The following is a 15,919-nucleotide window of genomic DNA, read 5'->3' as shown; positions in this document are numbered from 1 at the left end:
ACGGCCTATTCGCCCTTTGCTGGCTGCGCCTGATCGAGCCAGCCGCCGGTGAAGCCGATGCGTTTCAGTCCGCGCACGATATGCCGATTCCTGCGCATCACCTTCCACACCAGCCCGCTGCGATGATTTTCCATCATCGCGAGAATCGGTCCCTGGTCGATGCCGATATAGTCGCGCGCGACCCAGCCGTGGACCGGATCGACCTCGCCCGACTTCGATCCGAAATCGGTGAAGGTGAAGCTGGGGTTGATCGCGTCCTTAAAGCCATAGCGCGTATAGAGGCGCGGCCCGAATGTCGTGCGCATCGTCATCAACGCCGGGATCGTCACTTCGGGCGCAAAGGGGATCGAGCCGCCCGCCGCGGTCGGGACGATCGTGCCGTCGTCGACGACGCGGATCGCGCTGACGCCGCGCGCCATATAACCGTTGAAGTCGCGCGGCGTGCCGTTCACGCTGTACCGCCCCTTTGAATAGCCGGGGCCGTCCGACGCGGTCCAGCCCCAGATGTCGGCGCTATACCCCACCCATTTGTTCGGATTGTCGGCGCCATAGGCGCGCTGCGCCAGCGTCGCACGGCGGCTGTTCTCGAAATAGTCGATGCCCTTGCCGCGCATGAACGCATCACGGATGCCGCGGAAATCGACCCAGACATGGCTGTACTGGTGCCCGAACAGCGGCTCGAACTGGAGGTGTTCCTGCCCGTAATAGCTGCCCCAATCCTTTTCGAGATCGGCGGCCCAGCCCTCCTCCCACGCGTCCGTGCCGACGGGGTGCGTCGGCGACCCGAGCGCGAGGATATAGACGAGCATCCCCTCATTATAGCCGACCCAGTCGTGCGTCCCGAAATCGCCGCCCTCGCCGCGTTCGGGATACCAGCCCATCGCGATCGCTTTCCGCCCGCCGCTGTTGGCAGACGGAATGCTGCTATTTTCGCGCTGAACAAAGGTCCAGTCGACGCGGCGGTAGATCTTTTCCGCAAGGTCGCGAATCTCGGTCTCGACCGGCGTCTCGCGATCGTAATAGCTTTGCGCGAACAAGACACCGCCAAGCAGCAGCGACGTATCGACCGTCGACAGTTCGGTCTTGCCGCGCCGCGTGCCGTCCTCATTGTTCAGGAAATGATAGAAAAACCCCTTGTGCCCCGTCATGCCGGTGACGGCGGGGCCCTGCGGTGCCGTCCAGTAAAAGCGCAGGCAGTCGCGCGTCCGCTCGGCCGCGGCCTCGCGCGTCACATAGCCGCGCTCGGCGCCGATGCCATAGGCGGTGAGCGCAAAGCCCGTCGCCGCGATCGACGAAAAGGGATTGCTCGGCCAGCGGTCGGGCGCGAGACAGCGTTTCGTGTCGGTCGTGTCCCAGAAATAGCGGAAGGTCCGCTCGGTCAATTCTTCGGTAAAAGCCGCCTCGCTCATCGGTGCCAGCACCGCAGGAGCGGGCGGCACGGGCGCGGAGGGCGCGGGTGCGGCGGCGCAGGCGGCGATCAGCGTCGCGAGGGGCAGGAGCGATGCCCCGATAGGAACAGACATTCGATACTCCAACAAGGATGACGCCCGACCGGCGGGAGGGGGTGCAGGCCGGGCGTCCGTATCAGCCGATCAGAAAGAGAAACCGGCCGAGACCTTTACCGTACGCGGCGGGTTGCCGCCAACGCCGATCCCCGAAATCTCGCGATAGATGGTGGGGCTGGACGGCGTTCGCGTATTGTCCGCCGGATTATTGTTGTAATCCACAAAGTTGCGGTCGTTGAACAGGTTGATGATGTCGAGACGCAGGCGAAGCCGCGATTCGTCGCTGATGAAGCGGAACGGGATATATTTGATGATCGCAAGGTCGAACTGGCGCAGGCCCCAGCGGTCGCCATTACCCTTCGCCTCGTTCGAGATGACCGTGCGCGACGGATTGTCCCCGCCGGTATTTACGAACGCCTTGAGATAGGGCGGCGACGCCAAAGTGAACTTGCCCGACAGCGTCACCCCGATCGGCAGGTCGACCGACCCCGCGGCGACGAAGCGATGTTTGCGCACCCCCGCCGACCGCGCAAAATTATAATCTTCGATTGACGGGAAATCGAGACTGAAGACCTCACCGAAGTTCCTGTTTTCCTCAGCCTCGGTGTAGGTATAGGTCGCCGCAAGGCTCCACGGTGATGCCGCCGTGTAGTTTTTCACCAGCTTGAGATAGCCCGTGTCGGCGCGCGTTTCGAGCCCGTTGGTGCCGATGATGATCGACCCGAAACCCGGCGGCGCAAAGCCGAAGGGCGAACTCGGCGCGGCGGGTGCCGGCGGGAAGAAGCTGCCATCGGGGCGCCGGTTGCCGAGCAGGTAGGCAAAACCGTCCTTGCTCTCGACATGACTGTAACCGACTTCGGCTTCGAAGAGCGGCGTCACGCGGGCGCGGAGGCCCAGGCTGAACTGATCCGAATAGGGAACTTTCAGCTTGTTGGTTATGAAACGCAGTTCGCGGCCACCGCCGGGTCCCGCCTGCGCCAGCAACTGCTGGCGGCCGGCTTCGGTCAGATAGATGGGATCCCAGGTGACGCAGGTGGGCCCCGGTGCGCAGATGTTAAAAGGATCGCCGGTGTTGAAGTTGAAGGTGCGCGTTGCAAAGGAGCCGACGCTGATTTCCTGCTGGAGGAAATCGAACTGGTTGCGGTCATAGGAGCGGCCGAAGCCGCCGAAGAGCACAAAGCGCGCGTCGTCGTCGAGCTCATAGCTGAAACCGATCCGCGGCTGCCAGGCACCCTTGAACGCCTTGCGCTCCGATCCGGTCGAAATGAAATCGTTGATGTCATAGTCGGCGTTGACCAGATTGGGGTAATTGGCGGGCGAAACGGCGTTCACCGCATCGGCGGGATGGACGAAATCGAGATAGGACGGCGTCCGCTCATAATCCCACCGGACACCAAGATTGAGGGTCAGGCGATCGGTGACCTCCCAGTCGTCCTGAAGATAGATGCCGAACTGCCAGTTGTCCGAGCTGACGATGGGGTTGCCGGTTCCGGTCTGCGCCCCGAACTGGAGCCGATAGGGGATTTCGTCATTGAATGTGCCGCCGTTGGGATTGAAGGCGACGTTATAGGTATAGAGCGGGTTGAAATTGTTGAGTTGAAGCGTGTTCAGCTCGACCCATTTCGACTTGACCCCGAACTTGATCGTATGTCCTTCGAATCCGGTCCAGGTGAAATCATTCTGGATGCCCCAACCTTTCTGGCCCTTGTCCTGATAATTGGCGCCGCCCCCGATGCGCAGAATATCGGCGCGGTCGATGACCGCGGGGTTGCTCTCATTCGGTGCGGCATAAGCGAACAGGCTGCCATTGCCGAAAACGACCGGGGTCGGCGCCCAGCGCACATCCTCATAGGTGAGTTTCAGATCGTTGATCCAGTTGTCGGCGGTGTGCTCCCAGCGCGCCGTGCCGCGATATTCGATCACTTTTTGCGCGCTGATCGTCTCACGCGCATTGATCCCGCTGCTCAGAAACTCGCCGCTCTCGCGCCGGTGCCGTCCCGACAATTCGATCAGATCGCTCGACGTCGGCTGAAAGCTGAGCTTGCCGAAATAGAGATCTTCGTTGAACGTCGCATTCGTCGGACCGAAAACGCCCCGATATTCGGCCGGGAAAAAGTCGAGCGGCAGGTTGAAGCCAGGGCGGATGTCGCGCGGATTCTCCTGGCGCTTTCCTTCATAAGTGACGAAGAAGTGCAGCATGTCCTTGATGATCGGCCCACCCAACGCACCACCGAACTGAAAATCCTTGGTCTTGATCTTGGTCCCGGTGAGTTCGTTGGGGCGACGGTCGCGCAATCCCTGATCGGTATAGTCGATGAAGGCTTCGCCATGAAACTCGTTGGTCCCCGACCGCGTCACGGCGGTGATCGCAACCGAGCTTACCTGATCAAACTCGGCCTTGTAGTTCGATGAAATAACGCGATATTCGCCGACCGCAAGCTGCGGGAAGGGGTTGCCCTGGGTCGAATCCTGACCCGAAATGCCGTTCTTGAGCACGAAATCCTTCTGCCCGACGCCATCGATAAAGACGTTCACGGTGCTGCTGTTCTGCGCACCGCCCTGCAGACGCGACTGATCGTTGCCAGCGGTCACGAACTGCACGCCCGGAGCCAGGTCGGCAAAGGCGAGGAAGTTGCGATTGTTCTGCGGCAGCACCTCGATCTGGCGCTGGCTGATATTGGTGCCCACCTCGCCGCCTTCCATCGAACGGAGGCGCGTGCCGGTGACGATGATCGCGCCGTCATCCGAAGCGATGTCGGGCTGCGAGAAATCGAAGTCGAGCACGGCGCTCTGCCCGACCGACAGGGTGAATTCGTCGGTGCGGCGCACGCCGCCCGGCGTGGTGAGTTCAAGACGATAGGTGCCGACGGGAAGCGAGGCGATATTATAGCTGCCGTTTTCGCCGACCGCGACGCTGCGTGTCAAACCGGTGTTCACGTTGATGGCGGTCACCTGGCTCACGCCGCCTTCGGCCTTTACCGTGCCGCGCAGCGAAGCGTTCGAAACCTGGGCATGGGCGGGGGTGGCGATGGCGACGGCCATGGCCGCAGCCGCGCTGCTCCATGCCAGCACAGCCGCGAGCGAACGCGCACGCAACCGGCGAGCGCCCTTATTCCGAATTTCATGCGAAAACGTCACAGCATCCTCCCTTTTTGCCCCGGCCTTTCCCGCGCTCGCCCTACTCGCTGCCCGGCCTTCCCACCGGACCGCGACGAATCACCGGAAACTCCTGTCGTCGTTTTTTTGGTTTGTAACCGGTTTCACGATAGCTGTATAGGGGGAAGCGACACGGGATGACGAAATCGGGGACCAGCCCGTTTTTGGCCGATCCGCGTGAGAATCTATAAAGCAAGTTTACCGGGAAGGACGAATCATGCCGCCGATTTCGCGCAATCTGACAAGCGCCACGCTCGCCACGCTGCTGGTGGCCGGCTCGCTGGCCCCCGCCCCGCTGACCGCCGCCCCCGCGGCGACCGCCAGCGACAAGGCGCCGGTCGATGCCGCGAGCTGGCAGCGCGCCGACCCCGCGATGGACCGCTTCATCGCCGATCTGATGGTGAAGATGACGCTCGACGAAAAGACCGGCCAGCTCACGCTGCTCACGAGCAACTGGGAGTCGACCGGCCCGACGATGCGCGACAGTTACAAGGAGGATATTCGCGCCGGGCGTGTCGGGGCGATCTTCAACGCCTACACCGCCAAATATACGCGCGAACTGCAAGCGCTTGCGGTCGAGGGAACGCGCCTCAAAATCCCCCTGCTCTTCGGCTATGACGTGATCCACGGCCACCGGACGATCTTTCCCATCTCGCTCGGCGAAGCGGCGAGCTGGGACCTGCAGGCGATTGAAAAAGCCGCTCGAATCTCGGCCATCGAGGCATCGGCCGAGGGCATCCACTGGACCTTCTCACCCATGGTCGACATCGCGCGCGATCCGCGCTGGGGTCGCATTTCCGAAGGCGCGGGCGAGGATGTCTATCTCGGCAGCCTGATCGCAAAGGCGCGCGTGCGCGGCTATCAGGGCGGCGACCTGTCGCGGCCCGACACGATCCTGGCGACCGCCAAGCATTTTGCCGCCTATGGCGCGGCGCAGGCGGGACGCGATTACCACACGGTCGACATTTCGGAGCGCACGATGCGCGATGTCTATCTGCCGCCATTCAAGGCCGCGGCCGACGCGGGGGCAGCGACCTTCATGACCGCATTCAACGAATATGACGGTGTCCCGGCGTCGGGGAGCCACTATCTGCTCACCGACGTGCTGCGCAAGAAATGGGGCTTCAAAGGCTTTGTCGTAACCGATTACACGTCGATCAACGAAATGGTCCCGCACGGCTATGCGAAGGATCTGAAGCAGGCAGGCGAGCAGGCGATGCGCGCCGGAGTCGACATGGACATGCAAGGTGCGGTTTTCATGGAAAACCTCGCCAAATCGGTCGCCGAGGGCAAGGTCGACACCGCGCGCATCGACGCGGCGGTGAAGGCGATACTCGAGATGAAATATCGCCTCGGCCTGTTCGACGATCCTTATCGTTACGCCGACGCGGCGCGCGAAAAAGCGACGATCTACAAGCCCGCGTTTCTCGAAGCGGCGCGCGATGTCGCGCGCAAGTCGATCGTCCTCCTCAAGAACAAGGACAATGTCCTGCCACTGGCCGCCAGCGCAAAGTCGATCGCGGTGATCGGCCCGCTCGGCAACAGCAAGGAAGATATGATCGGCAGCTGGTCGGCCGCGGGCGACCGGCGGACGCGGCCGGTTACCTTGCTCGAAGGCTTGCAGGCCGGCGCCCCCAAGGGAACGACGATCGCCTATGCCAAGGGCGCGAGCTATCATTTCGACGATGTCGGCAAGACCGACGGTTTTGCCGAAGCGCTCGCGCTTGCGGAAAAATCGGATGTCATCATCGCCGCGATGGGTGAACATTGGAACATGACCGGCGAGGCGGCAAGCCGCACCTCGCTTGACCTGCCGGGCAACCAGCAGGCGCTTCTCGAAGCGCTCGAAAAGACCGGCAAGCCGGTCATCCTCGTGCTGATGAGCGGGCGACCGAACAGCATCGAATGGGCCGATGCCAATGTCGATGCGATTCTGGAGGCCTGGTATCCCGGCACGATGGGGGGACATGCGATCGCCGACATATTGTACGGTCGCTACAACCCGTCGGGCAAATTACCGGTGACCTTTCCGCGCACGGTCGGGCAGGTGCCGATCCATTATGACATGAAGAACACCGGTCGCCCGATCGAACTGGGCGCGCCGGGCGCGAAATATGTCTCGCGCTACCTCAACACGCCGAACACGCCGCTTTATCCCTTTGGCTATGGCCTCAGCTACACAAGCTTCACTTACTCGCCGGTCACGCTCGACAGGTCGAAAATCCGCCCCGGCGAACCGCTGACCGCCAGCGTCACCGTGACCAACAGCGGCCCGCGCGACGGGGAGGAGGTGGTGCAGCTTTACGTCCGCGACCTCGTCGGTTCGGTGACGCGCCCGGTCAAGGAATTGAAGGGATTCCAGAAGATCGGCCTGAAAAAGGGCGAAACGCGCACGGTGCGCTTCACGCTGACCGACGCCGACCTCGCCTTCACGCGCCAGGACATGAGCTGGGGCAGCGAGCCCGGCGCGTTCAAGCTGTGGATCGGCCCCTCGTCGGCCGAAGGATCCGAAGCCAGCTTCGAACTGACCGAATAGGAGAAGACCAATACGTATGCCGATCGCCCTCGCGCTGCCGCTGGCCTTCGTCGCCGCGGCGGGCGCGCAGCCCCCTGCCCGTCCGAACATCGTCTTCATCATGTCGGACGATCATGCCTATCAGGCGATCTCGGCCTATGGGTCGGCGCTGTCGAAACTGGCGCCCACGCCGAACATCGACCGGATCGCCAAAAATGGCGCGATCTTCACGCAAAGCTTTGTCGGCAATTCGCTGTGCGGCCCCAGCCGCGCGACGCTGCTCACCGGACGGCACAGCCACGCCCACGGGTTCCGGCAGAATGGCAACAGGTTCGACAACAGGGTCTGGGTCTGGCCGCGGGCGCTGTCGCAGGCGGGCTACGCCACCGCGATGTTCGGCAAATGGCACCTCAACTATTCGCCCGAAGGCATCGGCTTCGATGACTGGAAGGTGCTCGACGACCAGGGCGAATATTATAACCCCGACATCATCACGCCGAAGGGTCGCAGCATCGTGGAGGGCTATGCGACCGACCTCACGACGCAATACAGCCTCGACTGGCTGAAGACCGGGCGCGACAAGTCGAAGCCCTTTGCGATCCTGATCCACCACAAGGCGCCGCACCGCAATTTCATGCCCGCGCTGCGCCATGTGCAGAAATATCAGGGGGTGACCTTTCCTGTCCCCGCCAGTTATTTCGACGATTATGCGGGTCGCAAGGCCGCTGCGGCGCAGGAAATGACCATCTATCGCGACATGTATGAGGGGCATGACCTCAAGATGACGGTCGCGAAGGGGTCGGCCGAGCTTCGCTACAACCGCTGGCCCGGCGCCTTCGACCGGATGACGCACACGCAACAGGCCGCATGGGACGCGCTGATGCAGGCCGACAACGACCGCATGAACGCCGCCAACCTTTCCGGCCACGACCTCGCGATCTGGAAATATCAGCGTTACATGCAGCAATATCTGGGCACGATCGCCGCGGTCGACGAAGGCGTCGGCGCGGTGCTCGATTATCTGGAGGACAGCGGCCTCGATCGGAACACGATCGTCGTCTATACCTCCGACCAGGGCTTTTACCTTGGCGAACATGGCTGGTTCGACAAGCGCTTCATCTATGAAGAATCGATGCGCACGCCCTTCCTGATCCAGTATCCGGGACATATCCGCCCCGGTACGCGCGTCGCCGCGCCGATCCAGAATATCGACTATGCCCCGACCTTCCTCGACTATGCCGGGGTGAAGGGACCGGCGACGATCCAGGGGCGGTCGGTGACGCCGCTGCTTGCCGGGCGCACGCCGCCGGATTGGCGCAAGGACGTCTATTATCATTATTATGAATTTCCGGGCTTTCATGCCGTTCGCGCGCATTACGGTGTACGCGGCGAACGCTACAAGCTCGTGCGCTTTTATGGCGACGATCTTGACGCATGGGAGTTTTACGACCTGAAAACCGATCCGCGGGAGATGCACAACCGGATCGACGATCCGGCGATGAAAGCGCCGATCGCCGCGATGAAAAAGCGGCTCGTCGAACTGCGTCGTCAATATGGCGACGGCAGCGGACCCTCGATTTCCTGAACGGGTTGCGATCGACCCGGCCCGTCGGTAGGCGCGGCGCGTGAGTCCTGAACCGCCCTCCGCCTTCGCGCCCTTTCGCTACCCGGCGTTCCGCGCGATCTGGATCGCCAACCTCGCGTCGAACATGGGATCGATGATTCAGTCGGTCGCGGCGGCATGGCTGATGACCGACCTCACCGACTCGCACCTCCTGATCGCGCTGGTGCAGGCCGGCACAACAATCCCGATCATGCTTCTCGGCATTTTCGCGGGTGCCATCGCCGACAATTTCGACCGGCGCCGTATCATGCTCGCGGCGCAGACGGGGATGCTGCTCGTTTCGGCAGCGCTGACGGTGACCACCTGGCTCGGTGCGACCACGCCGCTGTCGCTGCTCTTCTTCACCCTCGCGGTCGGCTGCGGGACCGCGCTCAACGGCCCCGCATGGCAGGCGTCGGTGCGGCTTCAGGTGGGACCGAAGGATCTGCCGCAGGCGATCACGCTCAACACCATCGCCTTCAATCTTGCGCGTAGCGCAGGGCCGGCGCTCGGCGGCCTGCTGATCTCGATCGTCGGCGCCGCCGCGGCGTTCGGCCTCAACGCGCTGAGCTATGTCGCACTGATCGTCGTATTGCTGCGCTGGCATCCCGACACCGTGCCGCCGCGCCGCACGCCGATGCTGTCCGCGATCGCGGCAGGGCTGACGTTCTGCGCGCATTCGGACCCCTTGCGCCGTGTCCTCGTTCGCGGGTTCGCCTTCGGTTTCGGCGCGGCGGGATTCCAGGCGCTGCTTCCCTCACTCGTCCGCGACCGGCTGGGCGGAACCGAAATCATCTACGGCCTCTGCCTTGCGGCCTTTGGCGCGGGATCGATCTTTGCCGCGCTGTGGGTCGGCGCGGCGCGGCGCCGCTGGGGCAGCGACCGCGTGGTGACAGCCGCGTCGCTGGTCTTTTCCGCCGCGATGCTGCCTGTCGCGATGACCATCAGCCTGCCCGCGCTGATGCTGGCCGCATTCGTCGCGGGCGGCGCCTGGGTATCGACGCTGACGACGCTCAACGTCGCGATGCAAATGCGCTCGCCCGAAGAGATTCTGGGGCGCTGCCTGTCGATCTATCAGGCGGTGACTTTTGGCGCGATGGCGCTCGGCGCCTATGCGTTCGGGCTGCTGGCCGACCTCGCCGCGCTGCCTGCCGCGATCCTCGCATCGGCAGGCTGGCTGCTGGTCTCGGCGCTCATATTGCGCCTCATCGCGCCGATGCCGCGCCGCGACGAGGGCCGCGTCCTGCCCTGACCGGTCAGCCGGCCTCGTCGATCGTGAAGCGGCTGTTCGACAGTGCGAGTTCATCACCGCAGTGGCTGCACGCCGCGACCATCCGAAGGTCATGGCCACATTGCCTGTGCGTCAGCAACACCGGCGGCCCGCGCTCGTCGGAAAACCATTTGTCGCCCCATTGCAGGAGTGCGAGCAGCACCGGGTAAAGATCGCGACCCTTGGCGGTCAGCCGATATTCGACGCGGTCGGCGTGACTCGAATAGGGTATGGTTTTCAGGATCCCCTGCCGCACCAGTCGCTCCAGCCGGCCCGTCAGGATGTTCGTCGCCATCAGCGTATCGCGCTGGATATCGTCGAAACGGTTGATGCGCGTGAACATGGCGCGGACGACGAGCGTGGCCCAGCGGTCGCCGAACAGCTCGATCATCGTGTCGACCAGCGGCCGCCCGCCGGGGCGCCGGGCGCCAACCTCGCCGTTGAAGCGGCGGCGTTCGTAATGCGGGACGATCTGCGCCAGCCCCGGCCCTTCGCGCCAGTCGACATCGCGCGGATCGATCTCGGCGCGGCAGCACGCGCACACCGGAACCGGCTCGGTCGCCTGGCCGCAGGTCGCATGGTGCAGCCGGACCTGGAAATCGCGGCTGTCTGCTTCCCACTTGTGCTGCCAGCGCAGCATCATCAAGCCGTTGGGAAATTGATCGCGGCCCTTTTGCGTGAGCATATAGTGAAAACCGCGCCCGCCCCTTTTGGGCACTTTGACGAGGCAATCCTCCTCGACCAGCTTCTTGAGCCGCCCATTGACCACCGATCGCGCAAGCCCCGTACGGCGAACAAACTCGTCGAAGCTGTGAACGCCGAGAAAGGCCTGTTCCATCAGCAACAGCACAGGAACGTCGCCAACGACGTCGAGCGCGCGCCAGATCGAGCAGGCCCTGATCGTGCGGTCGTGTTTCACTCGCTTTCCCAACCCCGTTCGTTATCCCGGCCTTCGCCGGGATGACGTCTTTATGACAAGGCGGACCGCAATTGAAACGATAACCTCAAAAGCGCCCCGTCAGTTGCACCGCGATCGTGCGCGGGCGGTCGACGATGCCGTTATAGGCATTGCCCGCCCCTCGCGTGATCGTCGTGGCGAGCGGCATCGAACTCGCCGTCTGCAATATCCGCTGGTTGGTGAGGTTACGGCCGATCAGCGCGACCTCCCAGCGATCATCAACGTCGGCCAGCGCAAACCGCGCGCCCAGCTTTACATATCCGTCCTGATGCGTACGCGGATCGAGGTTTACCGCGGCGATATAGGAAGAGGAGAAATCGGCGTTGATGTTGAGCGCGACCTTCATCTCGTTCGTCACCGGCGTCGTGTAGTCGAGGTTCAAATTGCCCGACCATTCGGGGCTCAAGGCGTTTCGCTTGCCGGAATAATCGCACAGGCCATTCGGTCCGGGCACCTGCAGATAAAAACATTGGCCCTCGGTGAAATTGGTGAACTTGAAGTCGAGATAGGCGACCGCGCCGCTGACCGTCAGCCCCGGCGCGAGCGCCGCGCGGAAATCGGCCTCCACCCCCTGCGTCCGCGCTTCAGCAGCGTTGCGGACGTTGAAGTTCAGCGTGCCGTCGAAGATATTGACCTGAAGATCCTTGTAATCGGTGCGATAGAGCGAGACGTTGAAAGCGACATTGCGCCCTTTATATTTCAGGCCGGCCTCGAAATTGTCTGCGCTTTCGTCCTCGAAGACAAAGGCGCCGGGCCGCGCCACGGTCGTCGAGGTCGGCAGCGAGTTCGACCTTATGTCGAAACCGCCCGCCTTCGTGCCCTTGGCATAGGAGGCATAGACCATCAGGTCATCGGTCGCGTCATACTGGACGTTGACCATCGGATTGAAGCTGTCTTCGCTGATCTTGCCGGAGATGCTGTGCGTTTCGATATTGAGCGCCCGGAACACGGCCGCAACGACCGCTGCGGGCGCCGTGCTGAGCGGCCCCTGGACGATCGCCAGGCTGCGGCTGCCGCTCTTCTTCTCATGGTTGAACCGCGCGCCCGCAGTAATGCGCAGCTGGTCGGTGACCGATAATTCACCTTGCGCAAAGGCGGAGATCAGATCGGATTTCTGCGTGTAATCGCGGTCGTTGCTGGTGTCGCCCAACGCATTGAAGGGCGCGCCGAGCGCGAGGAAGGTCGGATTGAACAGGGTGAAATCCTGCACGTCGAGTTTGGCGTGCTGATAATAGACCCCGGCGATATAGTCGAACACCTCGCCACCCGGCGAGGTCAGCCGCAGTTCCTGGCTGAACTGGCGGTAATCCTCACGCAAATTGGTGCCATCAAGGAAGCTGATGCCCGAAAAATCGACGTCGACAATTTCGCGCGTCTTGTAATCGAGCAAGGCCGACACGGCGGTCAACGTGTGATCGCCGATTTCGAAGTCGACATTAAGTGTGGCACCGAACACCTTGTTTCGGCTTTCATAACCATTGTCCTCGCGGACAAAATCGGGGTCGGTGCTGACGAAGAAGGGACCCTGGAAAACCGCGTTGTAATTGCCGACCGCGCCGAAGACGTCGCGCGGCTGGCCCTTCATTTCAAAGTCGGCATATTCCAGTTTCAGTTCGGCCGCGAACGGTCCGCCCTTGTCCAGTTCGACCTTGCCGCGAAAATAATACTCATCGACATTGGGTTCGTCGCGATCGAGCTCCTGATTATAGAAATAGCCGTCCATCGAGCGATGATAGCCCACGACGCGCGCCTCGACGCCGTCGCTCAGCGGTCCCGACAGCACGCCGGTCAGCTGCAATTCCTTGTGGTTGAACTCGTAAAGACCGCTGACCGACCCTTCGAATGTGTCGGTCGGGCCGCGCGTCGTGATATTGACCGCGCCGGCAATGGCATTTTTCCCGAACAGGGTCGGCTGCGGCCCGCGCAGCACCTCGACGCGCTCCATGTCGACGAGCGGCAGGCGCGAGAGCTGGTCGCGACCGTAATAGACGCCGTCGACGAACATCGCGACCGATTGTTCGAACCCCTTGTTGTCGCCCGATGCGATGCCGCGAATCGCGATACGGTTGGCGATCGCCGTCTGGGTGATCTTGAGGTTCGGGACCGAGGACGAGATTTGTTCAAGATTGGTCTGCCCGTAATTTTCGACCTGCTTGCCGCTGACCGCTGAGATCGAGATCGGCACGTCGGACAGCCCCTCGGCGCGTTTTTGCGCGGTGACGATGATTTCCTCGAGCCCCCCCTGATCGTCGGCGGCGGGCGTTTCCTGGGCAAAGGCGACAACAGGGCTGACAAGCGCGGATGCCGCAAACAGCGCGATCAAATGCGTTTTCATAAACACTCTCCCTCCCACCATCGTCGGGTTGTCCCCGCGATGCTTTTCTGGCCTTGCGAGTCTTATCGTCTTTAAGTATCGTTATGCAAGTGAGATAATTTGGGAGAGCATGAAGGTGTCGAAATACGGCCTTCCACCCGCCTTGACGCGCAATTTGCGCCTGCCGGCGATCGCCGCGCCGATGTTCCTCGTCTCGGGACCGGAGATGGTGATCGCGGCGTCGCGCGCCGGGGTGATCGGCAGCTTCCCTGCCCCCAATGCGCGCACGTCGGCTGACCTTGAAGATTGGGTGCGCCGGATCGACGCGGCGCTGTCGAACGATCCCGACGCCGCCCCCTGGGCAGTTAACCTCGTCGTCCATCCGTCGAACAGCCGCCTTCCCGAAGACCTGGCCTGCGTCGTGCGCCACAAGGTACCGCTGGTGATCACCGCGCTTGGCAGTCCGACGCGCGTAGTCGAGGAAATCCACAGCTATGGCGGACTGGTGTTCGCCGACGTCAATTCGGTCGGCTTTGCGCGCAAGGCGGCGGCAGCCGGGGTCGACGGCCTGGTGCTCGTCGCGGCGGGTGCGGGCGGGCATACCGGAGCGACGGCGGGTTTCGCCTTTGTCGAGGAGGTGCGGCAATTCTGGGACGGCCCGCTGGTGCTCGGCGGCGCGATTTCAACGGGCCACGCGGTGCGCGCGGCGGAGATCCTGGGTGCCGACCTCGCCTATCTTGGCACGTCGCTGATCGCCTGCACCGAAAGCATGGCGGCGCCGGACTACAAGGATATGGTCGTCGCCGCCGGCGCCGAGGACATTGTGCCGTCGAAGGGCATCACCGGTGTGACCGCCAACTGGCTGAAATCGAGCCTGATCGCGGCTGGATATGACCCCGCCAACATGCCCGAGGACAAGCGCCCGAACTTCTCCGACGCGCAGGATGACGCCAAGGCGTGGAAGAATGTCTGGTCCGCCGGACAAGGCGTCGGCGCGGTCCGCGGCGTCGAACCCGTCGCGGCGATCGTCGACCGCCTCCTGTCCGAATATGATGCCGCTGCCGCCCGGCCGCGCTTTGCCCCCGCCGAAGGAGCCCTTGCATGACCGCCCAGCTTGTCGAAACGATCCAGTCGACGCTTCAGCCGAACGACCATCCCTATATGCAGGGTGCGTGGCGTCCGACCTATAATGAGTGGAACGCGATATTTTCCAATGGCGATGCCGAGGTGATCGGGACGATCCCCGATGACATCGACGGCGTCTATGTTCGCACCGGCGAGAACCAGATTCACGAGCCGATCGGCCGTTACCACCCCTTCGACGGCGATGGTTTCATTCACGCCATCTCGTTCAAAGGAGGCCGCGCGAGCTATCGCAGCCGCTTCGTGCGGACCAAGGGATTCGCGGCCGAGAAGGAAGCCGGGCGTTCGTTATGGGCGGGCCTGATGGAGCCGCCGCACAAGTCGACGCGCCCCGGCTGGGGGGCGCAGGAGTGGCTCAAGGATTCCTCCTCGACCGATGTGGCGATCCATGCGGGGAAGATCATCTCGACCTTCTATCAGTGCGGCGAAGCCTACCGGCTCGATCCCTTCACGCTCGAACAGTTCGGCACCGAAAGCTGGGTGCCGCTCGACGGCATTTCGGCGCATTGCAAGGTCGACCTCGCGACGGGCGAGCTGATGTTCTTCAATTACTCGAAACACGCCCCCTACATGCACTACGGTGTCGTCGGCGCGGACAACAAGCTCAAACATTATATCCCGGTGCCGCTGCCCGGACCACGGCTGCCGCACGACATGGCGTTCACCGAACATTACACGATCCTCAACGACATGCCGCTCTATTGGAATGAGGAGCTGCTCAAAAAGAATCTGCACGTCGTCCAGTTCCACCCCGACCAGAAAACGCGCTTCGCGATCATCCCGCGCCACGGCCAGCCCGAAGACATCCGCTGGTTCGAGGCCGAGCCGACCTACACGCTCCACTGGCTCAACGCCTGGGAGGAAGGCGACGAGATCATCCTCGACGGCTATTATCAGGAAGAGCCGATGCCCAAATCCTATCCGAACGCGCCCGAGGGGCTCGAACGGATGATGGCCTATCTCGATCAGGGGCTTTTGAAGCCGCGCCTCCACCGCTGGCGCTTCAACCTCAAGACCGGCGCGACGGTCGAGGAGCGGCTTGACGACCGCGATCTTGAGTTCGGCATGTTCAATCATCGCTACGCGGGCAAGCCCTATCGCTACGCCTATAGCGCGATCCCCGAGCCCGGCTGGTTCCTGTTTCGCGGGATCGTCAAGCACGATCTCGATTCCCGGACGAGCGAGGCATATGAGTTCGGCCGCGGTCGTTTCGGCAGCGAGGCACCGTTCGCGCCGCGCATCGGCGCCAGGGACGAGGACGACGGCTACCTCGTATCCTTCATCGCGGATCTTGAAACCGACCAGTCCGAATGCGTGCTGATCGACGCGAAGAATATAACGGCGGGGCCGGTGTGCCGGATCATCCTGCCCGAGCGCATCTGTTCGGGCACGCACAGCGTGTGGGCGAGCGGCAATGATATCGGCATGGGCGAAAACAGCGTGCTGGCCGCCTGA

9 protein-coding genes are annotated in these 15,919 nt (G+C 62.7%); 5 read left to right on the top strand and 4 right to left on the bottom strand.

Annotated elements, in window-relative coordinates:
- Positions 1-5 precede the first annotated feature (5 nt).
- Both SALA_RS05120 and SALA_RS05115 read right to left on the bottom strand, forming a co-directional pair.
- A complete protein-coding gene (locus SALA_RS05120; RefSeq protein ID WP_011541321.1) occupies positions 6-1,523 on the bottom strand; it encodes a glucoamylase family protein in 1,518 nt (505 codons plus the stop codon).
- 69 nt (positions 1,524-1,592) lie between these two features.
- Positions 1,593-4,547: a TonB-dependent receptor domain-containing protein gene (locus SALA_RS05115; protein ID WP_153802642.1), complete on the bottom strand. Its 2,955-nt coding sequence runs from the start codon at positions 4,545-4,547 to the stop codon at positions 1,593-1,595.
- A gap of 331 nt (positions 4,548-4,878) precedes the next feature.
- On the opposite strand from SALA_RS05115, the gene bglX reads away from it, so the two are divergent.
- From bglX to SALA_RS05100, 3 genes are read left to right on the top strand one after another with little or no spacing between them, the layout of a single operon-like run.
- The gene (bglX, locus tag SALA_RS05110; protein WP_011541319.1) at positions 4,879-7,197 is read left to right on the top strand and encodes a beta-glucosidase BglX; all 2,319 of its coding nucleotides are present in this window, start codon (positions 4,879-4,881) and stop codon (positions 7,195-7,197) included.
- 16 nt (positions 7,198-7,213) lie between these two features.
- Positions 7,214-8,761: a sulfatase family protein gene (locus tag SALA_RS05105; RefSeq protein ID WP_011541318.1), complete on the top strand. Its 1,548-nt coding sequence runs from the start codon at positions 7,214-7,216 to the stop codon at positions 8,759-8,761.
- A gap of 40 nt (positions 8,762-8,801) precedes the next feature.
- Positions 8,802-10,031: an MFS transporter gene (locus SALA_RS05100; RefSeq protein WP_011541317.1), complete on the top strand. Its 1,230-nt coding sequence runs from the start codon at positions 8,802-8,804 to the stop codon at positions 10,029-10,031.
- A gap of 4 nt (positions 10,032-10,035) precedes the next feature.
- On the opposite strand, the gene SALA_RS05095 is transcribed toward SALA_RS05100, so the two are convergent.
- Together SALA_RS05095 and SALA_RS05090 are read right to left on the bottom strand one after the other, a co-directional pair.
- Positions 10,036-10,968: a winged helix-turn-helix transcriptional regulator gene (locus SALA_RS05095; protein WP_011541316.1), complete on the bottom strand. Its 933-nt coding sequence runs from the start codon at positions 10,966-10,968 to the stop codon at positions 10,036-10,038.
- Positions 10,969-11,053: 85 nt separating this feature from the next.
- A complete protein-coding gene (locus SALA_RS05090) occupies positions 11,054-13,342 on the bottom strand; it encodes a TonB-dependent receptor (RefSeq protein WP_041383104.1) in 2,289 nt (762 codons plus the stop codon).
- A gap of 109 nt (positions 13,343-13,451) precedes the next feature.
- On the opposite strand from SALA_RS05090, the gene SALA_RS05085 reads away from it, so the two are divergent.
- Together SALA_RS05085 and SALA_RS05080 are read left to right on the top strand one after the other, a co-directional pair.
- Complete coding sequence (locus SALA_RS05085) at positions 13,452-14,426, top strand: NAD(P)H-dependent flavin oxidoreductase (RefSeq protein ID WP_041383103.1); 975 nt, start codon at positions 13,452-13,454, stop codon at positions 14,424-14,426.
- Positions 14,423-15,919: a carotenoid oxygenase family protein gene (locus tag SALA_RS05080; protein ID WP_011541313.1), complete on the top strand. Its 1,497-nt coding sequence runs from the start codon at positions 14,423-14,425 to the stop codon at positions 15,917-15,919. The genes SALA_RS05085 and SALA_RS05080 overlap by 4 nt, the downstream gene beginning before the upstream one ends.

It is taken from the genome of Sphingopyxis alaskensis RB2256, from assembly GCF_000013985.1.
GTDB lineage: Bacteria > Pseudomonadota > Alphaproteobacteria > Sphingomonadales > Sphingomonadaceae > Sphingopyxis > Sphingopyxis alaskensis.
This window is presented reverse-complemented; position numbering and strand designations above follow the sequence as displayed.

Coding starts and splice junctions, on each gene's coding strand:
- SALA_RS05080 (WP_011541313.1), top strand. CDS start 14,423: ATGACCGCCCAGCTTGTCGAAACGATCCAGTCGACGCTTCAGCCGAAC.
- SALA_RS05085 (WP_041383103.1), top strand. CDS start 13,452: ATGAAGGTGTCGAAATACGGCCTTCCACCCGCCTTGACGCGCAATTTG.
- SALA_RS05115 (WP_153802642.1), bottom strand. CDS start 4,547: ATGGCCGTCGCCATCGCCACCCCCGCCCATGCCCAGGTTTCGAACGCT.
- SALA_RS05120 (WP_011541321.1), bottom strand. CDS start 1,523: ATGTCTGTTCCTATCGGGGCATCGCTCCTGCCCCTCGCGACGCTGATC.
- SALA_RS05090 (WP_041383104.1), bottom strand. CDS start 13,342: ATGAAAACGCATTTGATCGCGCTGTTTGCGGCATCCGCGCTTGTCAGC.
- SALA_RS05105 (WP_011541318.1), top strand. CDS start 7,214: ATGCCGATCGCCCTCGCGCTGCCGCTGGCCTTCGTCGCCGCGGCGGGC.
- bglX (WP_011541319.1), top strand. CDS start 4,879: ATGCCGCCGATTTCGCGCAATCTGACAAGCGCCACGCTCGCCACGCTG.